Origin of the sequence: Streptomyces corchorusii (assembly GCF_001514055.1) — a bacterium.
Taxonomy (GTDB): Bacteria; Actinomycetota; Actinomycetes; order Streptomycetales; family Streptomycetaceae; genus Streptomyces; species Streptomyces olivaceoviridis.
Map to the genome: position 1 here is coordinate 22,114 of NZ_KQ948357.1, position 24,188 is coordinate 46,301.

The 24,188-nt window shown below is 72.0% G+C and carries 24 protein-coding genes; 13 read left to right on the forward strand and 11 right to left on the reverse strand.

The window, feature by feature from the left end:
* Positions 1-236: 236 nt before the first annotated feature.
* Entirely contained in the window at positions 237-833 is a 597-nt protein-coding gene (locus AQJ11_RS18600) for a hypothetical protein (RefSeq protein WP_014672358.1), read from the reverse strand.
* A 115-nt stretch (positions 834-948) separates the two neighbouring features.
* Between AQJ11_RS18600 and AQJ11_RS18605 the strand changes: the two genes are divergently transcribed.
* The 3 genes from AQJ11_RS18605 to AQJ11_RS18615 are packed head-to-tail and all read left to right on the forward strand — an operon-like array spanning position 949 to position 3,039.
* Positions 949-2,022: a sialidase family protein gene (locus AQJ11_RS18605; RefSeq protein ID WP_059263803.1), complete on the forward strand. Its 1,074-nt coding sequence runs from the start codon at positions 949-951 to the stop codon at positions 2,020-2,022.
* 37 nt (positions 2,023-2,059) lie between these two features.
* The gene (gene npdG, locus AQJ11_RS18610) at positions 2,060-2,773 is read left to right on the forward strand and encodes an NADPH-dependent F420 reductase (protein WP_014672356.1); all 714 of its coding nucleotides are present in this window, start codon (positions 2,060-2,062) and stop codon (positions 2,771-2,773) included.
* 23 nt (positions 2,774-2,796) lie between these two features.
* Positions 2,797-3,039 (forward strand): hypothetical protein, encoded by a 243-nt coding sequence (locus AQJ11_RS18615; protein ID WP_237280816.1) that lies wholly within the window; start codon positions 2,797-2,799, stop codon positions 3,037-3,039.
* On the opposite strand, the gene AQJ11_RS18620 is transcribed toward AQJ11_RS18615, so the two are convergent.
* Positions 3,029-3,832 carry a site-2 protease family protein gene (locus AQJ11_RS18620; protein ID WP_014672354.1) on the reverse strand — a complete coding sequence of 268 codons (804 nt, stop codon included), beginning with the start codon at positions 3,830-3,832 and terminating at the stop codon, positions 3,029-3,031. The two genes, AQJ11_RS18615 and AQJ11_RS18620, sit on opposite strands and share 11 nt — an antisense overlap.
* 112 nt (positions 3,833-3,944) lie before the next feature.
* On the opposite strand from AQJ11_RS18620, the gene AQJ11_RS18625 reads away from it, so the two are divergent.
* Both AQJ11_RS18625 and AQJ11_RS18630 read left to right on the forward strand, forming a co-directional pair.
* Positions 3,945-4,424, forward strand: a complete 480-nt coding sequence (locus AQJ11_RS18625) for a DUF6578 domain-containing protein (protein ID WP_244218291.1) — start codon at positions 3,945-3,947, stop codon at positions 4,422-4,424.
* Positions 4,425-4,438: 14 nt separating this feature from the next.
* Positions 4,439-7,696 carry an AfsR/SARP family transcriptional regulator gene (locus AQJ11_RS18630; protein ID WP_059263805.1) on the forward strand — a complete coding sequence of 1,086 codons (3,258 nt, stop codon included), beginning with the start codon at positions 4,439-4,441 and terminating at the stop codon, positions 7,694-7,696.
* A gap of 14 nt (positions 7,697-7,710) precedes the next feature.
* Here the strand turns inward: AQJ11_RS18630 and AQJ11_RS18635 are convergent, their stop codons facing one another.
* From AQJ11_RS18635 to panB, 3 genes are all read right to left on the reverse strand, one after another.
* On the reverse strand, positions 7,711-8,532 hold the full coding sequence (locus tag AQJ11_RS18635) for an ABC transporter permease (RefSeq protein ID WP_014672351.1): 822 nt from the start codon (positions 8,530-8,532) through the stop codon (positions 7,711-7,713).
* Entirely contained in the window at positions 8,529-9,554 is a 1,026-nt protein-coding gene (locus AQJ11_RS18640; RefSeq protein WP_041665131.1) for an ATP-binding cassette domain-containing protein, read from the reverse strand. The genes AQJ11_RS18635 and AQJ11_RS18640 overlap by 4 nt, the downstream gene beginning before the upstream one ends.
* Before the next feature lie 133 nt (positions 9,555-9,687).
* On the reverse strand, positions 9,688-10,554 hold the full coding sequence (gene panB / locus AQJ11_RS18645; protein ID WP_014672349.1) for a 3-methyl-2-oxobutanoate hydroxymethyltransferase: 867 nt from the start codon (positions 10,552-10,554) through the stop codon (positions 9,688-9,690).
* A 180-nt stretch (positions 10,555-10,734) separates the two neighbouring features.
* On the opposite strand from panB, the gene AQJ11_RS18650 reads away from it, so the two are divergent.
* From AQJ11_RS18650 to AQJ11_RS18670, 5 genes are all read left to right on the forward strand, one after another.
* The gene (locus tag AQJ11_RS18650; protein WP_237280815.1) at positions 10,735-12,321 is read left to right on the forward strand and encodes an MFS transporter; all 1,587 of its coding nucleotides are present in this window, start codon (positions 10,735-10,737) and stop codon (positions 12,319-12,321) included.
* A gap of 76 nt (positions 12,322-12,397) precedes the next feature.
* Positions 12,398-13,027: a TetR/AcrR family transcriptional regulator gene (locus tag AQJ11_RS18655; RefSeq protein WP_175252132.1), complete on the forward strand. Its 630-nt coding sequence runs from the start codon at positions 12,398-12,400 to the stop codon at positions 13,025-13,027.
* Between the two features lie 187 nt (positions 13,028-13,214).
* On the forward strand, positions 13,215-14,264 hold the full coding sequence (locus AQJ11_RS18660) for an endonuclease/exonuclease/phosphatase family protein (protein ID WP_014672346.1): 1,050 nt from the start codon (positions 13,215-13,217) through the stop codon (positions 14,262-14,264).
* 96 nt (positions 14,265-14,360) lie between these two features.
* Entirely contained in the window at positions 14,361-15,590 is a 1,230-nt protein-coding gene (locus AQJ11_RS18665; RefSeq protein WP_014672345.1) for an MFS transporter, read from the forward strand.
* 529 nt (positions 15,591-16,119) lie between these two features.
* Positions 16,120-16,650 (forward strand): STM3941 family protein, encoded by a 531-nt coding sequence (locus tag AQJ11_RS18670; RefSeq protein ID WP_244218292.1) that lies wholly within the window; start codon positions 16,120-16,122, stop codon positions 16,648-16,650.
* 274 nt (positions 16,651-16,924) lie between these two features.
* Here AQJ11_RS18670 and AQJ11_RS49830 read toward each other — a convergent pair whose 3' ends face one another.
* Positions 16,925-17,281, reverse strand: coding sequence for an ATP-binding protein (locus AQJ11_RS49830; RefSeq protein ID WP_167360864.1), 357 nt, complete (start codon positions 17,279-17,281; stop codon positions 16,925-16,927).
* Entirely contained in the window at positions 17,281-17,502 is a 222-nt protein-coding gene (locus AQJ11_RS49835) for a hypothetical protein (protein ID WP_014672342.1), read from the reverse strand. Before AQJ11_RS49835 ends, AQJ11_RS49830 begins: the two co-directional genes overlap by 1 nt.
* A gap of 115 nt (positions 17,503-17,617) precedes the next feature.
* Here AQJ11_RS49835 and AQJ11_RS18685 point away from each other — a divergent pair, with 115 nt between their 5' ends.
* Positions 17,618-18,481 carry a helix-turn-helix domain-containing protein gene (locus AQJ11_RS18685; RefSeq protein WP_244218293.1) on the forward strand — a complete coding sequence of 288 codons (864 nt, stop codon included), beginning with the start codon at positions 17,618-17,620 and terminating at the stop codon, positions 18,479-18,481.
* Positions 18,453-18,656 (forward strand): DUF397 domain-containing protein, encoded by a 204-nt coding sequence (locus AQJ11_RS18690; protein WP_058080308.1) that lies wholly within the window; start codon positions 18,453-18,455, stop codon positions 18,654-18,656. Before AQJ11_RS18685 ends, AQJ11_RS18690 begins: the two co-directional genes overlap by 29 nt.
* Before the next feature lie 62 nt (positions 18,657-18,718).
* Here AQJ11_RS18690 and AQJ11_RS18695 read toward each other — a convergent pair whose 3' ends face one another.
* From AQJ11_RS18695 to AQJ11_RS18705, 3 genes are all read right to left on the reverse strand, one after another.
* On the reverse strand, positions 18,719-20,659 hold the full coding sequence (locus tag AQJ11_RS18695; protein ID WP_059263806.1) for a S53 family peptidase: 1,941 nt from the start codon (positions 20,657-20,659) through the stop codon (positions 18,719-18,721).
* Between the two features lie 210 nt (positions 20,660-20,869).
* Complete coding sequence (locus AQJ11_RS18700) at positions 20,870-21,502, reverse strand: DUF305 domain-containing protein (RefSeq protein ID WP_059263807.1); 633 nt, start codon at positions 21,500-21,502, stop codon at positions 20,870-20,872.
* On the reverse strand, positions 21,499-22,182 hold the full coding sequence (locus tag AQJ11_RS18705) for a DUF3105 domain-containing protein (protein WP_014672337.1): 684 nt from the start codon (positions 22,180-22,182) through the stop codon (positions 21,499-21,501). The genes AQJ11_RS18700 and AQJ11_RS18705 overlap by 4 nt, the downstream gene beginning before the upstream one ends.
* Before the next feature lie 137 nt (positions 22,183-22,319).
* On the opposite strand from AQJ11_RS18705, the gene AQJ11_RS18710 reads away from it, so the two are divergent.
* Positions 22,320-22,772, forward strand: coding sequence for an RrF2 family transcriptional regulator (locus AQJ11_RS18710; RefSeq protein WP_058080306.1), 453 nt, complete (start codon positions 22,320-22,322; stop codon positions 22,770-22,772).
* Between the two features lie 209 nt (positions 22,773-22,981).
* On the opposite strand, the gene AQJ11_RS18715 is transcribed toward AQJ11_RS18710, so the two are convergent.
* Positions 22,982-24,166, reverse strand: coding sequence for a globin domain-containing protein (locus AQJ11_RS18715; protein WP_059263808.1), 1,185 nt, complete (start codon positions 24,164-24,166; stop codon positions 22,982-22,984).
* Positions 24,167-24,188 lie beyond the last annotated feature (22 nt).

Genomic DNA, 24,188 nt, shown 5'->3' on the forward strand with positions numbered 1-24,188 from the left:
TTTCCCACCCACCCACCCGACTCGGCAGACCGAGAAGTACCCCCCACGGACGCGCTCGCGCCCCAGCGAGTGGCGGGCCGCGGTGGGTGGGGCCGGCGGCTGGACCGGAGGGTGGCAGGCCGGAAGGTGCCCGCGTGGACTCACTCCGCCCCCACCCCCGCCCCCGCCCCCGCGCACGGGCCGGTGCCGTCACGGGAGGGCTCTGCGGTCACCCCTCGGCCGAGTGGGCGGGGTGGTCACCAAGGGGCAGGCGGCGGAGCCGTCAGCGCTTCTGTCAGCCGTGACAGGCGGTCCCGGAACCCCCGTCGAGCCCTCGGAGAGCCCCCGTTCTCGCCCGCCGCCGCGCTGACCAGGTGCTGCACGCTGTCCAGGTCCAGCTCCGCCCCCTGAGGCACCGCCAGCGTGTCGTGCGCCATCGCGGCCAGTTCGCCCCCGCCCGCGCCGAGTGCCAGCACCGTCACCCCGGCCCGCCGGGCATCGTGCACCCGCTCCAGCAGCGCCGCCGGCTCCTCGGGTGCCACCACCAGCAGCGTCTCCCCGCGCCGCGCCGCCGCGATCCGCCCCGGCCCCACCGCCAGGTGCGCGGGATCGGAGGGGCGCGCGTGCTGCCGTACCAGCGTCGGCGCCAGCTCGGGCGTGCCCGACCACGCGGCCTCGTCCACCAGGTGCGCGGCCAGGTGCCACGGCTCGTACTCCGGCGTGCCCACCAGCAGCAGCCCGCCGCCGTGCGCCACCACCGACCCGCGCAGCACCGCCGCGAACCTCCGGGTGGCCCCCAGCCACTCGGTCCCGGCGAGCACTTCCCGCAGCAACGCGACCCGTACGGCGTCCATGCGACCGCATCCTGCCGCAACGCGGCACTCGTGACGCGGTGTTCACCGCGAATTCGCCCGACCCGGGGATGGTGGCTGCCATCCCGCCCGCCGCGCAGGCCCGAGGAGCCGCCCGATGACCGACGTGACCGTCCCCTTCCGCGCGGGCCACGAGGGATACGCGAGCTTCCGCATACCGGCCGTCGTCGCCTCCAGGTCCGGCACCCTGCTCGCCTTCTGCGAGGGCCGCGTCGACTCCGCCGCCGACCACGGGCACATCGACATCGTGCTCAAGCGGTCCACGGACGGCGGCCGTACCTGGGGCCCGCTCCAGGTCGCCGCGGACAACGGCGCGAACCTCGCCGGCAACCCCGCACCCGTCGTCCTGGACACCGGCCGCGTCCTGCTCGTGCACGTGCGCGCCGCCGCCACCGCCACCGAGGCAGCCATCCTGCGCGGCCAGGTCGGGGAGGCCGACGGGCGGCGCGTGTGGGTCCAGCACAGCGACGACGACGGGGTGACCTGGTCCAGGCCCAGGGAGATCACCAAGCAGGTGAAGAAGCCCGGCTGGCGCTGGTACGCCACCACCCCCGGTCACGCCCTCCAGCTGACGTCCGGCCGCGTCCTCGTCCCGGCCAACCACACCCTGCCGCCCACCGGCACCGACACCGGCGCCGAGGCCAGGTACAACAGCGGGCACTGCCTGCTCAGCGACGACCGCGGCGAGAGCTGGTACCTGGGCTACCTGGACGAGAACACCGACGGCTACGTCAACGTCAACGAGACCACCGCCGCCGAACTCCCCGACGGCCGCGTCTACCTCAACACCCGCAACGACTCCCCGTCACCCGGCAACCGCGCCGACGCCCACTCCAAGGACGGCGGCAAGAGCCTCGTCAAGCCCTTCCGCCCGCAGGCCGGGCTGACCGCGCCGGTCTGCCAGGGCTCCGTGCTCCAGCTCCGCGACCCCGACCTGCTGCTCTTCTCCGCCCCCGCCGACCCCGCCGCCCGCGCCCTGATGACGATCCGCGCCTCCGACGACGGCGGCACCACCTGGCGCCCGGCGTTCACCGTCGACGGGCTGCCCGCCGCCTACTCCGACCTGGTCCGCGTCGACCCGCACACCGTCGGGCTGCTGTACGAGACGGGCGACTTCGGCGCCTACGCGACGATCACCTTCCGCCGGGTGCCCGTACACCGGCTGACCTGAGCCGGAACGGAACCGGCGGCGGACGTAGAGTCGGCCCATGACCTCTACCGACAGCGCACAGACCCCTGCCAAGGCCCCCGCCAAGGACCCCTGGGACCTGCCCGACGTCTCCGGGTACGTCGTCGGCGTGCTCGGCGGCACCGGACCGCAGGGCAAGGGCCTCGCCTACCGGCTCGCGCGGGCCGGCCAGAAAGTGATCATCGGCTCCCGCGCCGCCGAGCGGGCCCGGGCCGCCGCCGGGGAACTCGGCCACGGCGTCGAGGGCGCCGACAACGCCGAGACCGCGCGCCGCAGCGACATCGTGATCGTCGCCGTCCCGTGGGAGGGCCACGGCGACACCCTGAAGTCGCTGCGCGAGGAGCTGGCCGGAAAGCTCGTCGTGGACTGCGTCAACCCGCTCGGCTTCGACAAGAAGGGCGCCTACGCCCTCAAGCCGGAGGAGGGCAGCGCCGCCGAGCAGGCCGCCGCCCTGCTGCCGGACTCCCGGGTCGCCGCCGCCTTCCACCACCTGTCGGCCGTCCTGCTCCAGGACCCGGAGATCGAGCAGATCGACACCGACGTCATGGTGCTCGGCGAGGAGCGCGCCGACGTCGAGATCGTGCAGGCGCTGGCCGGGCGCATCCCCGGCATGCGCGGCGTCTTCGCGGGCCGGCTGCGCAACGCCCACCAGGTCGAGTCGCTGGTCGCGAACCTGATCTCCGTCAACCGCCGGTACAAGGCACACGCCGGGCTCCGCGTCACCGACGTGTGAGCCGGGTCCGGCCGTGTCCGGCCATGGGGGACACTGGAACCCCAAGCAGTGTCCCCCGACCGGATCCGGAGCCGACCCCCATGCCCCGCATCGCCCTCTACACCCTGATCGTCTGCCTCCTCGCCGTGGCCGCGGCGGTCGTCTCCTTCGTGCAGGGGAGCTGGCTGGGCATCGTCTGGGTGCTGCTGGCGGGCCTGTCGTCCAACATGACCTGGTACTACGCCAAGCGCGGGAAGACGGCCCGCAACGGGTCCGTCACGAGCTGACCGCGGCGCAGTACTCGTTGTCGCCCTGCCAGAACCGGTACAGGTCCTGGCCGCAGTAGCGGGAGAAGTCGTCGACGTTCAGCGCCCGCATGATCGAGTCGATCACGTCGAAGAACGCGCTGTTGACCGACGGCAGCCACAGCAGCGCGAACACGAACAGCAGCCCGAACGGCGCGAACGGCTCCACCTGCCGCTTGACGTTGTACGACAGCCACGGCTCGATCACCCCGTAGCCGTCCAGGCCCGGCACCGGCAGGAAGTTCAGCAGCGCCGCCGTCACCTGGAGCAGCGCAAGGAACGCCAGCGCGAACCGGAAGTCCGCGGGCACGCCGTCCAGCGCGTGCAGCCAGAACGGGGCCGTGCACACCGCCGCGAACAGCACGTTCGTCAGCGGGCCCGCCGCCGAGATCAGGCTGTGCCGCCAGCGGCCCCGGATGCGGCCCCGCTCGATGAACACCGCGCCGCCGGGCAGACCGATGCCGCCCATGATGACGAACAGCACCGGGAGCACGATGCTCAGCAGCGCGTGCGTGTACTTCAGCGGGTTCAGCGTGAGGTAGCCCTTCGCGCCGACCGTGATGTCCCCGCTGTGCAGGGCGGTGCGGGCGTGCGCGTACTCGTGCAGGCACAGGGAGACGATCCAGGCCGCCGTCACGAACAGGAACACCGCGATGCCCGGCTGCGCGGCGAACCCGCTCCAGGTGGCCCAGCCGGTCACCGCCGTCACGGCCAGGATGCCGACGAACACGGGACTGACCTGCCGGTCGCCGTGACGGGTGGTGGCGGTGGTCATGGGCAAGCTCCTGTGCTGCGGCCGGGGACGGTCGGGAACTGCGACCGTACCGGCCGCGGACACATGGGGAAAACGTCTCGCGGTGGCCGCCCGGTTCCGGGAAGGTGAAGGAATGCCACGGATCAGGGTGTATTACGCGGACTGGCAGATGGAGTGCTGCGGCACACCGTTCGCCGTCGGGGACGAGATCGCGTGGCGGCTGGTGCCGGCGGCCGAGGAGGACGACTGCTACGGCGCCGCCGCCTGGGTGGAGAACCACGGCGGACCCGGCCGGGCGACCGTCGGCCGGGTCCGGGGCATCGACCTGGTGCACCAGGAGTTCCTGGCCCGTCACGACCCGCGCACCGTCGCACCGCCCGCCGCGGCACCCGGCGCGGTGGTCTTCGTCGCGGCCGGGCGCGAGCTGGAGCCGGTGCCCGGAGCCCTCACCCTGGAGCCGGTCGACGCCTGCCCCGAGTGGTTCGGCGCGTTCGAGCGGGAGGAACAGCCGCCACGGCGGGTTCCGTACCGTGTCCGCCGGGCCGTGGGCGTGCTGGTGACCCTCGGAACCAGCCCGGACGGCACGCCGCCGCACCCCGGTGACCTCCGCTGACCACTCCGGAGAGAATGGACCCCGTGCGCTATCGGCTGCTCGGCACCACCCAGGCGATCCGCCCCGACGGTACGGCCGTTCCGGTCGGCGGGGCCCGGTTGCGTGCCCTGCTGAGCGTGCTCGCGCTCAGGGCCGGGCGGACCGTGCCCGCCGGCGTGCTGGTGGACGAGGTGTGGGGCGCCGACCCGCCCGCCGACGCCACCGGCGCCCTCCAGGCGCTCGTCGGCCGGCTCCGCCGGGCCCTCGGTGCCGGCGCCGTCGTCTCCGCCGACGGCGGCTACCGGCTCACCGCCGCCCCCGACGACGTCGACCTCGGCCGCTTCGACCGGCTGACCGGTGACGGCCTCGCCGCCCTCGCCGACGGCGACCCGGCCAAGGCCGCCGCCGTCCTCGACGACGCCCTCGCCCTGTGGCGCGGCCCCGCCCTCGCCGATCTGCCCGACCGCACCGCCGAGGCGGTCCGCTGGGAGACCCGCCGGCTCGACGCCCTGCGCGCCCGGCACACCGCCGCCCTCGCCCTCGGCGAGGCCGAGCGGGCGCTGCCCGAGCTGACCGCCCTGTGCGACAGCCACCCGCTGGACGAACCCCTCCAGGCGCTGCGGCTGCGCGCCCTGCGCGACACCGGCCGCCCCGCGCAGGCACTCGCCGCCTACGAGGACGTACGACGCCTCCTCGCGGACCGGCTCGGCTCCGACCCCGGCCCCGAACTGCGCGCCCTGCACGCCGAGCTGCTGTGCGAGGAACCGGCCGAGCGGCCCGCCGTGGCCCGCCTGGGCAACCTGCCCGCCCGGCTCACCTCCTTCGTCGGCCGGGAAGCCGACCTCCGGGCCATCGGCGCCGACCTGTCCACGGCCCGCCTGGTCACCCTGCTGGGGCCCGGCGGCGCCGGCAAGACCCGGCTGTCCCAGGAGGCCGCCGAGGCGGTACGGCACACCGTCCGGGACGGGGTGTGGCTCGCCGAGCTGGCCCCCGTGGACGCCCCGGACGCCGTACCGCAGGCCGTGCTCACCGCGATCGGCGCCCGCGAGACCGTGCTGCACGGTGCCGGCGTGGACGGCATGCGCGCGGTCTCCGACCGGCACGGCGACCCCGTCGAACGGCTCGTGGAGCACTGCGCCCGGCGCCGCATGCTGATCATCCTGGACAACTGCGAGCACGTCGTGGACGCCGCCGCCCGGCTCACCGAGCACCTGCTGGCCCGCTGCCCGGAGCTGACCGTCCTCGCCACCAGCCGCGAACCCCTCGGTGTGCCGGGGGAGCTGGTCCGGCCCGTGGAGCCGCTGCCCGAGCCGGTCGCGCTGCGGCTGCTCGCCGACCGGGGCGCGGCGGCCCGCCCCGGCTTCCGGGTCGAGGACGACCCGGAGGCGTGCGCCGAGATCTGCCGCCGCCTGGACGGGCTGCCCCTCGCGATCGAGCTGGCGGCGGCCCGGCTGCGCATGCTGACACCGCGCCAGATAGCGGACCGGCTGGACGACCGCTTCCGGCTGCTCACCTCCGGCAGCCGCACCGTGCTGCCCCGCCAGCAGACCCTCAGAGCCGTCGTCGACTGGTCCTGGGACCTGCTGGACGCCGGTGAACGGGACGTCCTCGCCCGGCTGTCGGTGTTCGCCGGCGGCTGCGACCTGGCCGCCGCCGAGGCGGTGTGCGGGCCGGCCGCCCTGGACGCGCTCGGCTCCCTGGTCGACAAGTCCCTGGTGGTGGCCGCCCCCGCGGCCGACGGCGGCATGCGCTACCGGCTGCTGGAGACCGTCGCCGAGTACGCCGCCGAACGCCTCGCGGAGACCGGCCACCGCGCGGAGGCCGAGCGTGCCCAACTGACCCACTACCGGGAACTCGCCCGCACCACCGACCCGTTGCTGCGCGGTTCCGAGCAGCGCGCCGCCATCGACCGGTTCCAGCTGGAGTACGAGAACCTGCGCACCGCGTTCCGGCACGCGATCGCCGAACGCGACGAGCAGGAGGGCCTGTGCCTGGTCCTGTCCCTGTTCTGGTTCTGGCAGATGCGCGACCAGCGCATCGAGATCCGCACCTGGTGCCGGGAGGTCATGGCGCTCGGCCCCGACCCGTTCACCGAACCGGTCCGCCGCGCCGAACCGGTGTGGCAGCGCTGCACCGACGCCCCGCCGCCGTACACCGGCGAACTCCTCGCCGAGGCCCGGCGCGGGGTCCACCTGGCCCATCTGGCCTGCATGGACACCGAGATCGACCTCTGGCAGACCCCCGAGGCGCAGGCGAAGCTCCGCGTCGTCGCCCAGGTCTACGAGCCCGGCCTGCCGCAGACCTGCCGGCCCCCGGGCATGCTGTGGTTCTTCGCCGGGCTGCTGACCGGCGGCGCCGACGTGGTGCGCACCATCGTGGACGCCAACGTGCGGACCTGCCGGGAGACACCGGGCTACGAGTGGGAGCTGGCCGGCGCCCTCCACCTGCGCGCCAACCTCCTGGCCAACCGTGCCTCCTGGGCCGGCGACGCCACCCGCGACGCCGACGAGTCCCTGGAGATCTACCACCGGCTCGGCGACGCCTGGGGCATCACCGAGGCCCTGTCCGCCCGCGGCGAGGCCAACGAACGCAAGGGCGCCCACCGCGAGGCCGCCGCCGACTACCAGGCCGCCATCGAGCACGCCGAACGCCTCGGCGCCCACGCCCAGGTCGCCGTACTCCGCGCCCGGCTCGGCAGCGTGCTCGTGCAGGCCGGCGAGAGCGAACGCGGCGAGCGGATGCTCCGCGACGTCACCGCGGACCGGCACGGCGCCCACAACGAGGCCGTGCCCTTCGCGCGGCTCTTCCTCGCCGGCTGGCTCAGCCTGACCGGCCGCACCGCGGAGGCCCGCGAACAGCTCCGGCGGACGCGCGAGGAGGTCACCATCGCGCGCTTCGTCGTCTTCGACGCGATGATCACCTCCCAGGAGGCCTGGGTGGACGCCGTGGACGAGCGCACGGAGGAAGCCCTCACCCGGGTCCGCAGGGCCGTCCGTCTCGGCGCCAACCCGCTGTCCGAGGCCCTCAACCCGCACCTGAGCTCCATCTGCCTCACCATCGCGGCGATGGCCCTGGCCCGCGCCGACGGCGGCGACCGCGCCGCCGACGCCGCCCGCTGCCTGGGCGCCGCCGACGCGCTGCTGCCGCCCGGCCACATCCCCTCCGACGTGGAGCGGCGGTGCCACGCCCTGACCGAGGCGCGGATCCGGGAGGCGCTCGACCCGCTCTCGTACGAGGCCGCGTACGCCGAGGGCGGTGGCCTCTCCCTCGCGGAGGCCACCGCCCTGTTCTGAGTACCGGGGATACGTCAGCTCTTCGTGCGGAACTTGTGGATGGCGACCGGAGCCATGACCGCGGTCAGGCCGACCGACCAGATCAGCGTCACCCACAGGTCGTGCGCGACCGGGCCGCCCTCCATCAGACCGCGCGCGGTGTCGGCCAGCGACGACAGCGGGTTGTAGTCGGTGAACGCCTGGAGCCAGCCCGGCATCGAGGCGGTCGGCGCGAAGATCGACGAGCCGAACTGCAAGGGCATCAGCACCAGGAAGCCCATCGCCTGCACCGACTGCGCGTTCTTCATCACCACGCCGAGGGTCAGGAACACCCACATCAGCGCCGAGCCGAACACGGCCGACAGCCCCACGGAGGCCAGCAGGCCGCTCCAGCTGTTGATGTCGTAGCCCACGAGGAGGGCCACCACCATCAGCACCGCGGTCGCGAACAGCATCCGCATCAGCTCCACCGCGATCTTCGCGAAGAGCACGGAGCCGCGCCCGATCGGCAGGGACCGGAAGCGGTCCATGACACCGGAGTTGAAGTCCTGGTTGAAGCCGGTGCCCACGCCCTGGGCCATGTTCATGCCCATCATGGCCATGAGGCCGGGGATGACGTACTGGACGTACTGGTCCTGTCCGCCGCCCAGGGACTTGCCGATGGAGCCGCCGAAGACGTACACGAACAGCAGGGTGAAGACCACCGGGAACAGGATCGCGTCGAACATCGACTCCGGGTCCTGGCGGATCCACAGCAGGTTGCGGCGGATCAGCGCGCCGGTGTGGCGCAGATGGGCCCGCAGCGGGATCGGCGTGTCGGTCTTCGGGACGGTCGGGGACAGGGTGGCGGCGGTCATACGGCGACCTCCTGACGGTCGTCGGCGGGCATGGCGTCCTGCGGGGCGCCGGCGCGGTGGCCGGTGAGCGACAGGAACACCTCGTCCAGGCTGGGCAGTTCGGTGGTGATGGAGGAGACCGTGATGCCGCGCGCGGTGACCGCGCCGACCACGGCGGTCAGCTGCTCGTCGCTGAGGATCGGCACCAGCAGGGTCCCGGTCTCGGCGTCCACGGTGGTCGTGGCGAGCCCGGTGATGCCCAGCTCGTCCAGCATCGTGGCGAGCGGGCGCAGCTCCAGCGGGTCCACCGGCCGCACCCGCAGGGTGCGCCCGCCGACGCGGGCCTTCAGCTCCTCGATCCCGCCGTTCGCGATGACCTTGCCCCGGTCCACCACGGTCAGCTCGGAGGCGAGCTGCTCGGCCTCCTCCATGTACTGGGTGGTGAGCAGCACGGTGACGCCGTCGCCGACCATCGCCTTCACCTCGTCCCACACCTCGTTGCGGGTGCGGGGGTCGAGGCCGGTGGTCGGCTCGTCCAGGTACAGCACGGCGGGCCGGCCGATCATGGACGCGGCCAGGTCCAGCCGCCGCCGCATACCGCCGGAGTACGTGCCCGCGGGCCGCCTGGCCGCCTCCGTCAGCGAGAACCGCTCCAGCAGTTCGTCGGCGCGGGCGCGGGCGTCCTTGCGGGACAGGTCCAGCAGCCGGCCGATCAGGTACAGGTTCTCCCAGCCCGGCAGCTTCTCGTCCACCGAGGCGTACTGGCCGGTGAGGCCGATGACCCGGCGGAGCTGGCGGGGCTGCCGTACGACGTCGTAGCCGGCCACCGTGGCCTGTCCGGCGTCGGGGGAGATGAGGGTGGACAGGATCCGTACGAGGGTGGTCTTGCCGGCGCCGTTCGGCCCGAGCACACCCATCACGGTGCCCTCGCGCACGTCCAGGTCGACACCGTCCAGTGCCTTGGTCTCGCCGTAGTGCTTGACCAGTCCCCGTACGGTCACGGCGGAGCGTCCGCCGACGGGGTTGTCGTCGATGCGTGTCATGCCGACGACAGTGCCAGCCCCCACCGACAAACCACCGACAGCCGACCGACACCCGCCGACAGCAGACCGACGGACGCGGGGCAGCCCGCCGACGGGGGACGATCGGCGGGCTGCCCGGTGGTGCCGCAGTGGCCTAGTGGACGGAGTGCTCCTCCAGCGGGAACGTCCCGCCGACGACGTCCTCGGCGAACGCCTTCGCCGCGTCGCCCATGACCTCACGCAGGTTCGCGTACTTCTTGACGAACTTCGGGACCCGGCCGGAGGTCAGTCCGAGCATGTCCGTCCAGACCAGGACCTGCGCGTCCGTCTCCGGGCCGGCGCCGATACCGACCGTCGGGATGTGCAGCACCCGCGTCACCTCGGCCGCCAGTTCCGCCGGAACCAGCTCCAGCACCACCGCGAACGCCCCCGCGTCCTGCACGGCCTTGGCGTCGCGCAGCAACTGCTGTGCCGCCTCCTCGCCGCGCCCCTGCACGCGGTAGCCCATCGCGTTGACGGACTGCGGGGTCAGCCCGATGTGGGCCATGACCGGGATGCCGGACTCCACCAGCAGCCGGATCTGCTCGTGCGACCGCTCGCCGCCCTCCAGCTTGACCGCGCCGACCCCGGCCTCCTTCACCAGCCGGGTCGCCGAGCGCAGCGCCTGCACCGGGCCCTCCTGGTAGGAGCCGAAGGGCAGGTCGCCGACGATCAGGGACCGGGTCGTGCCGCGTACGACGGCCGCCGACAGCATGGTCATCTCGTCGAGGGTGACGGGGACGGTGGTCTCGTAGCCGAGGTGGCAGTTGCCCGCCGAGTCGCCGACCAGGATGACCGGGATCCCGGCCTCGTCGAAGACGGACGCGGTCATGGCGTCGTAGGCGGTGAGCATGGGCCACTTCTCGCCCCGCTCCTTGGCGAGGGCGATGTCGCGGACGGTGATGCGGCGGGTGCCCTTCCCCCCGTACAGCGCCTTGCTGCCGTCGGAAGGCTTGTTCTGGGCAGCCGAAAGCTGCGTCATGGCAACGGCTCCTTCAGTCATCTCGAGGCGCCCTGACGGCGTCCCCGGATCGACTCCATGGTGGCACCTCGTGCCATTCGGGGCCAGGGGTACCCCCCTGTGAGCCGAGCCGCGTAAGGCCTTGGTAAAGAAATAAGATACGAGACGGTTCCGTATCGGAATGATCGTAGGCTCGAACACATGACAAGTCCCGTCCCTGCCTCCCGAATACCGGAAGCGGTGCACCGGCGCCGTTGGGCGATCCTCGGCGTGCTCATGCTCAGCCTGCTGATCGTGGTGCTCGACAACTCCATCCTGAACGTCGCGATCAAGACCATCGCCACCCCGGCGCCCACCGGCCTCGGCGCCACGCAGAGCCAGATCGAGTGGGCGATCAACGCCTACACCCTCGTCTTCGCCGGCCTGCTGTTCACCGCCGGACTCGTCGGCGACCGGCTCGGCCGCAAGAAGGTGCTGCTCGGCGGCATCCTCGTGTTCGGCATCGGCTCCGCGCTCGCCGCCGAGTCCGGCTCGCCCGGCCAGCTGATCGCCTACCGCGCGCTGATGGCCCTCGGTGCCGCCTTCGTCATGCCCGCCACCCTCGCCGTGCTCATGAACGTCTTCGAGCGCGAGGAACAGCCCAAGGCCATCGGCATCTGGGCCGGCGGCGTCGGCCTCGCCATCGCCATCGGCCCGATCACCGGCGGCGCGCTCCTCGACCACTTCTGGTGGGGCTCGGTCTTCCTCGTCAACGTGCCCATCGTCATCGTCGCGCTCGTCCTGATGGCCTGGCTGGTGCCCGACTCCCGCGACCCGCGGCCCGGCCGCCTCGACCCCATCGGCGTGGTCCTGTCCGTCGTCGGCCTCGTGCTGCTCGTCTACGGCATCATCAAGGGCGGTGAGCTGGCCGACTTCACCGATGCCAAGGCGCTGGGCGCCATCGCCGCCGGGCTCGTCGTGCTGACCGCCTTCGTCGTCTTCGAGAAGCGCAGCGACCACCCGTCGCTGGACGTCACCTACTTCCGCAACAAGGTCTTCTCGGCCGCCATGAGCGCCATCGCGCTGGTCTTCTTCGCGCTGATGGGCGTCACGTTCTTCGGCGTCTTCTACACCCAGAGCGTGCGCGGCTACTCCCCGCTGGAGTCGGGTGTGCTGATGCTGCCCCTCGCCGCGGCCCAGCTGATCTTCGCGCCCCGCGCCCGGCTGCTGGTCGACCGGTTCGGCAACAAGGCCACCACCACCGGCGGTCTGGTGCTGATCGCGGCGACGCTGGCCGCGTTCGCCACGTTCGAGGCCGACACGCCGATCTGGCTGCTGGAGGTCGTCTTCTTCCTCATGGGCACCGGCATGGCGCACATCATGACCCCGACCTCGGTCGTCATCATGCAGGCCCTGCCCCGCGAGAAGGCCGGCTCCGCCTCGGCGCTCAGCAACACCTTCCGCCAGGTCGGCGGCGCCCTCGGCATCGCCGTGCTCGGCTCGGTGCTCGCCACCGCGTACCGCAACGGCATCGAGGACAAGCTCGGCCTGCTGCCGCCCAACCTGCGTGCGACCGCCGGCGAGTCCATCGAGGCCACCCTCGGCGTCGCCGAGAAGCTCGGTCCGCGGGGCGAGGCCCTGGTCACCCCCGCCCACGACGCGTTCCTGCACGCCATGCACGTCACCGCCCTGTGCGGTACGGGCGTCGCGCTGATCGGCGCCGTGGTGACCTTCCTGTTCCTGCCGGGCAAGCCGCCCGCCGGTCAGCGGCGCGAGACGGAACCGGAGTTGGTCGCCGCCGGGGAGTGAGCTCCGCGCGCGGTTCCACGGGGGAAGGAGGCGGCTGCGGGACAATCCCCGCAGCACAGTGAGAGGACGGATCGTCGTGAGCCTTGCCGAGAGCCGGCCGCGCCCGGACGGACCCGCACGGGGCCGGCCGCGCAGCGAAGCGGTGGAACGCGCCATCCTGGAGGGCGTGATGAAGCTCCTGGAGGAGGGCGTGCCCCTCGCCGAGCTGTCCATCGAGCGGGTCGCCCGCACCGCCGGGGTCGGCAAGGCCACCATCTACCGCCGCTGGAGCGGCAAGGAGGAACTGTTCGTCGACGTCGTACGCGCCGCCGAACCCCCCGACCCCGAGCTTCCCGGCACCTCCCTGCGCGACGACCTCGTCGTGCTGCTGGAGTCCCTGCGCCGGCGCGGCCTGGTCAGCCGCTCCTCGGCGATCCTGCACAACGTGTACGCGCAGATGAAGAGCAGCCCGCGGATCTGGGCGGCGTACCACGCCGGCGTCATAGCGCCCCGCCGCGACCTCGCCCTGGACCTGCTGCGCCGCGCGCAGGAGAACGGCGAGATCCGCGCGGACATCGACCTGGACCTGGCCAACGACATGTTCGTCGGCCCCATGCTCGTCCGCTCCGTCATGCGCCCCGACGCCGAACTGCCCGAGGGACTGGCGGAGCAGATCGTCGACGCGGTCCTGGACGGCCTACGTCCCGTCAGGTCCACGGCGCCGTAGCGCTAATGTGCGTGTTTCGTCACAGACCCCACGCACCCCGGGGGTCACCGGAACTCGCGGCCCCGGCTCGTTCGTCCTCGTCTTCCGTACGGCCGTCATGGGACGGCGGAACGGAGCCGATCATCCCCTAGGGTCGGAAGAGCAACGGGGGCGAACGGTGTGCACGGCAGGCAGTGAGGCAGACGGTATGGCGCAGCAGGCGTACATGACGGAGACGGCGGGCGACGGCTCGGAGCCCGAGCGGCCGGGATCCCGGCTCCGGCGCCTGAAGCACCGCCTGTTCGCCGGGTGGCGGAACGACAAGCGCGTGTGGCGGCGCGGCGCCGTCCTCGCCGTGCTGGCCCTGCTGCTCGCCCTGGTGATGCTGCTGCACGCGCACATGCCGAACGTGGTGGGCAACCTCGGCTCGCTCACCGAGACGTTTCTGCCCTGGCTGGGCCTGGCCGTCCCGGTGCTGCTGGTCCTCGCCCTGATCCGCCGGTCGGTGATCGCGCTGATCGCGCTCCTGCTCCCGGCGATCGTCTGGCTGAACCTCTTCGGCGGGCTGCTGACCGACAAGTCCGGCGGTGGCGGAGACCTCACGGTGGCCACCCACAACGTCAATGCCGACAACCCCGACCCGGCCGCGACCGCCACCGGCGTGGCCGCGTCCGGCGCCGACGTCCTGGCCCTGGAGGAGCTGCCCGCCTCCGCCGTACCCGTCTACGAGAAGGCGCTGGCGTCGACGTACAAGTACCACGCGGTCGTCGGCACGGTCGGGCTGTGGAGCAAGTACCCGATGACCGGTGTCCACGCTGTCGACATCAAGCTCGGCTGGAAGCGGGCGATGCGCGCCACCGTCGCGACGCCCAAGGGCCCGGTCGCGGTCTACGTCGCCCACCTGCCCTCGGTGCGGGTGAAGATGGAGGCCGGGTTCACCGCCCGGCAGCGGGACAAGAGCGCCGACGCGCTCGGCGAGGCCATCTCCGACGAGCCCCTGAAGCAGGTCGTGCTGCTCGGCGACCTGAACGGCACCATGAACGACCGCGCGCTCAACGGCGTCACCTCCCAGATGCGCTCCACGCAGGGCGCGGCGGGCAGCGGCTTCGGGTTCAGCTGGCCGGCGTCGTTCCCGATGGCCCGCATCGACCAGATCCTGGTGAAGGGCGTGGAACCGGAGAAGAGCTGGACGCTGCCGCGCACGAACAGCGATCACCTGCCCGTAGCGGCCCGTGTGAAGCTCGACACAGGGTCTTAACCTGCCGGAATACTGGACCTGAGAGCGTTTGTTCCGTCCAGGAACATACTGCGAGACTCGACTCTGTACGGCACTCCGCTCTCTGAAAGGTCCCTCATGCCCCTGGCCCTGCTCGCCCTCGCCGTGGGCGCCTTCGGCATCGGTACGACCGAGTTCGTGATGATGGGCCTCCTGCCCGACGTCGCGGACGACCTGCACATCTCGATCCCCGCCGCCGGCCACCTGGTCTCGGCGTACGCGCTGGGCGTCGTCATCGGCGCCCCGCTGCTGGCCGCCCTGACCGCGCGGATGTCCCGCCGCACGGTCCTGATCTCCCTCATGGCCCTGTTCGTGGCGGGCAACGCCCTGTCGGCGTTCGCCCCCGGCAACGGCTCCCTGCTGGCCGCCCGCTTCCTCAGCGGCCTGCCGCACGGCGCCTTCTTCGGCGTCGGCGCGGTCGTCGCCACGGCGATGGTTCCCCCGGAGCGCAAGGCCCGCTCGGTGTCCCTGATGTTCCTCGGCCTGACCGTCGCCAACATCGCGGGCGTCCCCGTCGCCACGCTGATGGGCCAGCACCTGGGCTGGCGGGCGACGTTCCTCGGAGTGAGCGTGATCGGCCTGGCGGCGATCGCCTCCCTGGCCCTCCTCATCCCGCACGACCGGAACCACGCGGCCACGTCGACGGGCCTGCGCGGCGAACTGGCCGCCCTGAAGTCGGTGCCGGTCTGGCTGGCCCTCGGTACGACGGTCGCGGGCTTCGGCGCGCTCTTCGCGGCCTACAGCTACGTCACCCCGATGCTGACGGACGCGGCGGGCTACGCCGACTCCAGCGTGACCTTGCTCCTGGCCCTCTTCGGCGTCGGCGCCACGGCGGGCAACCTGCTGGGCGGCCGGCTCGCCGACCACTCCCTGCGCGGCACGCTCTTCGGCGGCCTGGCGTCCCTGGGCGCGGTGCTGGTGCTCTTCCCCCTGCTGATGCGGGCGGAGTGGAGCGCGGCCCTGGCGGTCACCCTGCTGGGCATGGCGGCGTTCGTCACCGGCTCCCCGCTCCAGCTCATGGTGATGGAGAAGGCGTCGGCGGCCCCCTCCCTCGCCTCCTCGGCCAACCAGGCGGCGTTCAACCTGGCCAACGCGGGCGGCGCCTGGATCGGCGGCCTCGCCCTGGCGGCCGGCCTCGGCACGACGTCCCCGGCACTCGCGGGAGCGGCCCTGGCCGTCCTGGGCCTGGGCGTGGCAGGCGTGGCGTACGCGGTGGACCGCCGCCGGGAGACTCCGTCGGCGGGACGGGTGATCACGGCCCACGTGCCGGAGGCGGAGGCGGAGCGCTCGGGGGCGGTGTACCGCTGAGGGGGCCCACCGACACCCCAGTACGGCTTGCTGCACCCGCCTGAGCTGGGAAGGTGACCGTTGGTCCGCTCGCTTCCCGGCCAGTGTCGGGCTTCCGCGAGGTGAGTCAAGGGCGCTGCGCGTCGCCTTCGGCGATGGGCCTCCGGCCCACCCTTGACACACCTCGCTCCAGCCCGGGGAAGAAGCGAGCGAGCGGCCCGAAACAGCGGTGGCCCCAGCGGCAACAGGCCCCCAGGCCGACTGGGTGCGTGCCGTCGGGAGGGTCACGCGGTCGCGCCTCGCCTGCACGCCGGGTGGGTTCAGCGGCTGCGGGTGGCGGGTGGGGCGCGTCCGCGCCTCGCATGGACGCCGGGTGGGCTTAGCGGCTTGGGGTGGGCGGGCGGTTGGGTCCCCGCAGGCTGTGATTGGCGGAATTGTGCCAAGGGGCGCAGCCGAAGTGCAGGTCAGAAGGGCGGGTACGCGGTCACGTGGCCCAAATCCGCCAATCACCCGGTTCCATTGGCTAGGGCTCTGGTCCTATGGTCTGCCCGTGATCGACGAAGCGGCTCCACTGCCCCCGACGGTCTTCCCGCTCGCCAAGGGACGCGCGTGGGCCATGCTGGCCGGGTCCCTGGTCTTCGTCGCGCTGGGCATCGTCTTCCTGGTCGCCCACAGCACCGTGAAGATGACCGTGACGGGGGCGCTGGCCGTCCTCTTCTTCGGGTTCTGCTCGGTGCTCTTCATCCAGCGCCTGCTCCGCGACCGACCGGAACTGGTGCTGGACGACGCGGGAGTGGACCACGTGCGGCTGGGCCGGTTCGGCTGGGACGAGATAGCCGTCGTGCGGATACGCGAGCAGCGGGTACGCAACACCTCGCAGCGGTTCATCGAGCTGGTGCTGCACGATCCGGACGCCTACCTGGCCCGCGCGCCCGAGCTCGTCCGCAGGACCGCCTCCATGAACGCACGGCTCGGCTTCGGTCCGGCCAGCATGGCCGTGAACACCTTGCCGGTGCGGCCCGAGGCGGTCCTGGACGCGATGCGGCGTCACTGCCCCGGACTCGCGGTACAACAGCCCTGAGCCCACCCCCCACCCACCGTTCGCCGCCGAGCCCACCCGGCGTGCTGGCGAGGCGCGGTCGCGTCCCCTTCCGACGGTGTGGACGCAGTTGGCGTCAGGGACCGGTGCCGGTGAGGGGGCCACTTTCCCCCGGCCGCCCGCTCGCTTCTTCCCCGGGCTGGAGCGAGGTGTGTCAAGGGTGGGCCGGAGGCCCATCGCCGAAGGCGACGCGGAACGCGCCCTTGACTCACCTCGCGGAAGCCCGACACTGGCCGAGAAGCGGGCGGCCCGACGGTCAGTTCCTCAGCTCGCACCACACCGTCTTCCGGTCCGGCCCCTGTTCCACCCCCCACCGCTCGGCCAGCGCGTCCACGAGAGCCAACCCCCGCCCCGACTCCGCCGTCTCCCCAGCCGACAGCAGGACGGGCAACGCGCGCGGGTCGGGATCGGTCACCTCGATCCGGGTACGGTTCCCCACCGCCGTACCCCCGACCCGGACCGTCACCGGTGTTCCCTCGCCGAGGTGGTCGATGACGTTCGTCAGCAGCTCCGTCGCACACAGGCGGACGTCGAAGCCGTGCGCGCGGAGGTGGTGGCGCAGTTCCGGCGCGGCCTTCGGCGTGGCCAGCAGGTGCAGTTCCAGCAGCGTCATCACTCCGCCGCCGCCTTCCTCAGCACGGCGGCGAGAGCCCGCGCCGTGGCCGTGTTGCAGTTCCCGAGCGTGACGAGTCCGGCGGGCGGGGCGTACGTACCCGCGAAGCTCGGCAGGTCGACCCGGAGCGAGGGGAGCGTGATGCCGTGCAGGGCGAGCGCGGCACGGAGGTCCTCGACGCAGAGCGTGACGTCGTAGGCGGTGGGGGAGCGGTCGGACATGAGGGGCGGCAACCTTCTGTGCTGTGTGTGACGAACGCCTCACAGACTGTCGCCGCGCTCGCTACCGTGGAAGAGGTTTCGCGTTCGCGACCAGGGCAGCGGAGGAGAGTGAGCGGTGGCTCGGGGCAAGGACATTGACGGCTCGATGAGCGTCCCGACCTTCTACGGCAAGGAGTTGCGGTGGAAGCGGGAGGCGGCCGGCCTGTCGTTGGAGGCGTTCCTTGAGGGCAGCTTCTACGGCAAGACGTACCTCAGCGATATCGAGCATGGGGAGCGACGGATGCCGCTCGACCTTGCCCGGCATGCGGATCGAGTGCTGGACACCGACGGCTTCTTCGAGCGCCGTTGCGAGGATGTGCGGAAGGCCAAGAGGGGTGGGCATGCCGCGTACTTCGAGAAGGTCTTGGAGGCCGAGAAGTATGCCCTGACCATCGAGGAGTGGTGCCCGATCCTCATTCCTGGGCTGCTCCAAACTGCGGCCTACGCCCGAGCCGTGATCTTGGCGGGCTTCCCGTTGTCCCTTGACGAGGAGGTCGAGGAGAAGGTCAGCGGCCGAATGGCCCGTGCCGAGCTCTTCGATCTGGACCACCGGACCCCGCAGTACTGGGCAATCCTGCACGAGTCACTGATCACCGACCCGATCCTGCCGCCGCCCGAGATGGCGGAGCAGCTCGACCGCATCGTGGAGTTGGCTGAGCGGCGCCGTATCACTCCTCAGCTCATCCTGCGGAGGATCGGTGCGCATCCGCTCATGACTGGTCCGGCGAAGATCATGACCTTTGCTGATGCCCCGCCGCTGTTCTATACGGAGGCGCTGCACAGCGGTGACACCATCGATGATCCGGCCCTCGTGGCGCAGTACCGCTGGTCGTACGATCAGCTCAGGGCCGTCGCACTATCGCCGAAGGCGTCCCTGGCCATGATCAAATCAGCGGCAGAGGATTACCGAAATGGCAAGCAAGCGGATCGACTTGAGTGACGCGCTCTGGGTGAAGAGCAGCTACAGCAACGCGGGCGGCGGCGACTGCGTCGAAGTAGCCCACAACATCCCCAACCTCATCCCCGTACGCGACTCCAAGTCCCCCCACGGCCCCGTCCTCCTCCTCCCCCCCACCGCCTGGACCCCCTTCATCACCGCGCTCAAGGCACCCTGAAGCCGAAGGGGCGTGAGGTGCCCGGCACCCCACGCCCCTTCAACTGAGCGAACCTCAGACACTTACCGCCGGAACGACTCCACGTACCCGTTGGCCGGTGAGCCGACCCCGGTCACGTCGTCGTAGCCCTTCACCGCGGTCAGCGAGCTGTCCTTGCCCAGGCTGCGGACCGAGGTCAGCAGGCCGTCGGCGGCGTCCAAGCCGTTGGCGTAGTCGACGCGGGCCACGGCCAGGCCCGACCCCGTCGGGTTGTCCGTGACGTCGTGGAAGACGCCCTTCTTGCCGTACTTGGCGTAGATCACCGGGTTGGCGAAGCCGAGGGGCTTGCCGCCGCGGGCCTCCTGGGCCAGGGCCTGGACCGCCGCGATGACCGGCGCGGCCAGCGAGGTGCCGCCGATGCGGTACTCGCTGTACTGCTCGGTGCCGTCGGGGAAGGTCTGGGTCTGGCCGACCAGGAAGCCGGTGTTCGGGTCGGCGATGGCCGCGATGTCCGGGACGACGCGGTTGCCGGAGGCGCTGTTGGCCGTGGCCAGCGCGTTCGGCACGACGCCCTTCTGGTAGTACGGCTCGGCGACCGTCTTGCTGGTGCCGCCGCCCGCGCCCGAGGTGAACGCGCCGGGGAAGCCGACCCAGCTCTTGCCGTCGGGTGCCAGCGTGGCCTTCTCGGTGCCCCAGCCGGTCTCCCACTGGTACTTGTCGCCCTTGCCGACGGCCAGCGAGGTGCCGCCGACCGCGGTGACCCAGGCGGAGTTGGCCGGGGTGTCGACCTGCTTCACACCGGTGTTGGCGACCTCGTCGCCGTTGTCACCGGAGGAGAAGTAGAAGCCGATGCCCTGGACCGCGCCCAGCTGGAAGACCTGGTCGTAGGCCGCCGCGAGGTCCGGCGTCTGGTTGGCCTCGATGTCGCCCCAGGAGTTGGAGACGATGTCGGCCAGGTGGCTGTCGACGATCTTGCTGAGGGAGTCCAGCAGGTCGTCGTCGTAGCAGGAGGCCGCGCCCACGTAGGTGACGTCGGCGTTCGGGGCGACCGCGTGGACCGCCTCGACGTCCAGGGTCTCCTCGCCGTACCAGCCGGCGGCCCCGCACTCCTCGGTCTTGGTGTAGTTCTTCGGCAGCACCTGGTGCAGCTGGCCGGTCTTCCAGGCCGCGTCACCGTTCTTCACGGCGTACGTGCCGGCGTCGTAGGCGATCGTCGGGGACGCGTACGCGTCGGTGATCGCGATGCGCACCCCGTGGCCGGTGTACGTGCCGGCGCCGTACGCGGCGCGCAGCTGCTTGCCGGTGTAGCCCTTGACGGCGTACGGGATCTTCTGGCCGTAGGCGTCGGGGAGCGTCGTCGCGACGTTCGAGCCGTAGTACGAGGAGAACGGGCCCGCGTTCTTGAAGACCGCGTCCGGGGGCGGCAGCTGGTCGTCGTGGTTCGCCTTGTGCGGGGCGTTGTCCAGGCCGGTGACGGTCAGCACGGCACCCTTGAGGGTGGCCGGGGCGGAGGCCGTGCGCGCCGGGGCGCGGTAGGTCTTGGAGCCCTTGGCGTAGTTGTGGAGCTGGGTGCCGAACGCCTTCTCGGCGGCGGCCACGTCACCGGAGACGGCGACGTAGTGCGGGGTGACCGCGGTGACCGTCAGACCGGCCGCCTTCAGCCAGGACGTGACGGCGGTCACCTGGGCCTTGGTGGCCCCGAAGCGGGCCTGCGCCTTCTTGGCGCTGAGGTACTTGCCGTACAGGGGCGAGCTGGGGTCGGACACCGCCTTGGCGTAGGCGGCGAGTCCGGCCGCGTCCCGGCCGGCCAGGTAGACGCGGGCCTTGACCTGGGCCTTGTCCGAGGTCGCGCCCTTGTCCGCCTTGGCCGTGGCCCAGAGCGGCTTGGTGCCCTTCAGTACGTCACGAGCGGGGCTGTCCGCGGCGTGTGCCGCGGGTATGCCCAGCGCCAGCGCACCGGCGATCATGGGCAGCGTCGCTGCCATGCTCACACCGGCGCGCACGGTGGCGCGGTTGGATCTCATAGAACCCCCTGCGATGCGGTTCGCATGCATGTAGTGGTTGGCACGTCGTGGAGGCGCGCACCGGCCCGCGGCGGTGTCGGCCGGCGAGTGGATCACACGATGGGGGCCACTCTTGCGATGAACCGTTCATGCGAGGGGAACGTGAAAGTCAAGAGAAGCTCAAGTAACCACCACGGAGGGCGGTTTGACCGTTTCATCCTTACGGCGGTGTTACGAACGGGCTTGCGCGCCCCGCTCCTTGAGCATTCCGGCCATCAGCTCGATCTCCGACTGCTGCGCGTCGACCATGCCCTGCGCGAGCCGCTTCTCCACGCCGACCGTGCACTTGGCGACACAGCCCTCGGCCATGTGGATGCCGCCCTTGTGATGGGCCGTCATCAGCTGGAGGTAGAGGATCTCGGCCTGCTTGCCGTTGAGCGACTGGAGCTTCTTCAGCTCGGTGTTCGTGGCCATCCCCGGCATCAGCGCGCCGTCCTTGCCGGAGGCCATGCCGCCCATGCCCATCCAGGTCATCGGCGGGTCGGCCGACACCTTCGGCAGGTTCCACAGGTCCAGCCAGCCCAGCAGCATGCCGCGCTGGTTGGCCTGCGTCTGCGCGATGTCGTAGGCGAGCCGCCGCACCTCCTCGTCCTTCGTGCGGTCCCGCACGATGTACGACATCTCGACGGCCTGCTGGTGGTGGACGGCCATGTCCCGGGCGAACCCGGCGTCCGCCGACTGTGCGCTCGGCGTCTTCGGGTCCGATCCGCCGGTCTCCTCGGCGACCGCGTAGGTGATCGCACCGGCCGCGACGAGCACCGCCGCCGCGGCCCCGGCGACCCAGCCGATGTGCTGCCGCCTCACTTCATGACCCCGCCGGTGCACGAGGCGCCCGGCTCGGGCGTCTGCTGACCCTGCACGTACGTGGCGAAGAACTTGTCCACTTCCGGGTCCTTCGCGCTCTTCACCGCCACCTGGTGGCCCCACGCCGACAGGATCAGCGGGGCGTCCTGGTTCTCGTACGGGCTCATCAGCGAGTACGGCGTCTTCTTCACCTTCGCCGCGAGCGCGTCGACGTCGGCCTTGGCCGCCTTGTCCGTGTACGTCACCCAGACCGCGCCGTGCTCCAGCGAGTGCACGGCGTTCTCCTCCGGCACCGCCTTGGTGTAGACGTCGCCGTTGCAGTTCAGCCAGACCGGGTTGTGGTTGCCGCCGACCGGCGGGTGCATCGGGTACGACACCTTGGTCGTCACATGCGTCCGGGACAGCTTGCCCGACCAGGTCTTCACCCCGTCCGCGCCGGTGGTGAACTTCCCGGAGTCCCCGGAGCCCTTGGCGTCACCGCTCGGCGTCGCCTGGTCCTTGCCGGAGTCGCCCTGCGTCTTCACCAGGACCACACCGCCGACGACGAGACCGACGACGACCACCGCGCTGGCGGTGATGGTGAGCACCCGGTTGCGGCGCTCGCGGGCACGCTCCGCGCGCCGCATCTCCTCGATGCGCGCCTTGCGCGCCGCGGTGCTGCTGTTCTTGCCGGAACCCATGAGGCGTGTCCTTCTGGGGAAGGGGGACGTGGACGGTGGGGCCCGCTGATCGTAATGCCGGGGGGTCGCCCTTGACGTAGGGAGGGCACGGGAACGGATATTTTGAAGCCGGGATGCGCATTATTTACGCTCGCGGTATGCGGCTGCTGCGCTCCACCGACCTGGCCCTGCGCGTCCTGATGCGACTCGCGGTCGTCGCCGACTCCACCCCGACCACCCGTCAGGTCGCCGCCGACATGGACGTGCCCTACACGCACGCCGCGAAGGTCGTCGCCGAACTCCAGCACCTGGGCCTGGTCGACGCCCGGCGCGGGCGGGGCGGCGGGCTGGCGCTCACGGAGCGGGGCCGCGCCGCGTCGGTGGGCGCGGTCGTGCGGACCTTCGAGGGCGACGGTGACGTGGTGGACTGCGAGGGGACGCAGGGGACGCCGGCCTGCCCCCTGCGCTCCGGCTGCCGCCTGCGGGGCGCTCTGCGCGGGGCCCAGGAGGCGTTCTTCGCCGCGTTGGACTCCGTCACGATCGGGGACCTCGTCGCCGAGCCGACGGGGCCGCTGCTGCTGGGGATCTCCCGGCGGCCGGGGCTGGACTGAACGCGTCGCGACCGGCCGCGTGAGGTCGTCGGGCGTGTGCCGCGTCGTTGTGGCCGGTCGCGCAGTTCCCCGCGCCCCTTTGGGGCGCTCAGGTCTGTGTCGGCCGCCAGGTCGGGGCCGAACGCGGTGTGACCGGCCGTGTGAGGTCGTCGGGCGTGTGCCGCGTCGTTGTGGCCGGTCGCGCCGTTCCCCGCGCCCCCTCGGCGCGTTCAGCCCTGGGCCAGCCAGAGGTCCGGGCCGAAGACCTCGTAGTGGATGTCGGCCGGGGCGACGCCCTTCTCGATCAGCTGGGTGCGGATCGCGCGCATGAAGGGGAGGGGGCCGCACAGGTACGCGCGCGTGCCGGGGTGTACGGCGATGCCGGTCAGGTCGACCAGGCCGGTCCGGGTGCCGGGCTCGGCGTCGCGCTCGTAGAAGAAGTGCGCGGTGGCGTCGGGCAGCTTCTCCGCGTACGCCGTGTGGGCGGCGCGCAGGGCGTGGTCGGCGGGGGAGCGGTCGCCGTGCACGACGGTGACCGGGGCGCGGTGGCCGCCGGCCGCGAGGTCGGCCAGCATCGCGATCATCGGGGTCACGCCGATGCCCGCCGAGGCGAGCAGCAGGGGCGTGTCCGGGGTGCCGGCCAGCACGAGGTCGCCGTACGGCTCGGACAGCTCCAGGACGTCACCGGGCCGCACGCGCGCATGGAGGTGGTGGGAGACCTCGCCGTCCGGCGTCGCCCCGCCCCGTACGCGCTTGACGCTGATCTGGCGCACCGCCTCGCCCGGTGCCCCGGTCAGGCTGTACTGCCGTATCTGCCGGGCGCCGTCGGGCAGGGTGACGCCGACGGAGACGTACTGCCCGGCGCGGAAGCCGGCCACCGGGCCGCCGTCGGCCGGACGCAGTCGGAAGGTGACGACATCCGCGGTCTCCTCGACGCGCTCGACGACCTCCCAGGCACGCAGGCCGGGGCCGCCGCTCTCCTCGTACAGCCGCTTCTCGATCGCGATGAGGGCGTTCGCCATCAGCCAGTACACCTCGTCCCAGGCGGCGGCCACCTCGGGGGTGACGGCCTCGCCGAGGACCTCGGCGATGGCGGCGAAGAGGTGCTCGTGGACGACGTCGTACTGCTCGGGGGCCACGCCCAGGGAGGCGTGCTTGTGCGCGATGCGGCCGAGCATCGCGTCCGGCCGCTGGTCCGGGTGGTCCAGCAGGTGCGTGGCGAAGGCGGCGATCGACCCGGCGAGGGCCTGCTTCTGGGTGCCGGCGGCCTGGTTGCCCCGGTTGAAGAGGTTGCGCAGCAGTTCGGGGTGGGCGTCGAAGAGGCGGGCGTAGAAGCGCTCGGTGATCTCGCCGATCGCCGCGCCGACGGCGGGCAGGGTGGCGCGGACGGTGGCTGCGGACTGCTCGGTCAGCATCGGGACTCCTCGGAGAACTCGG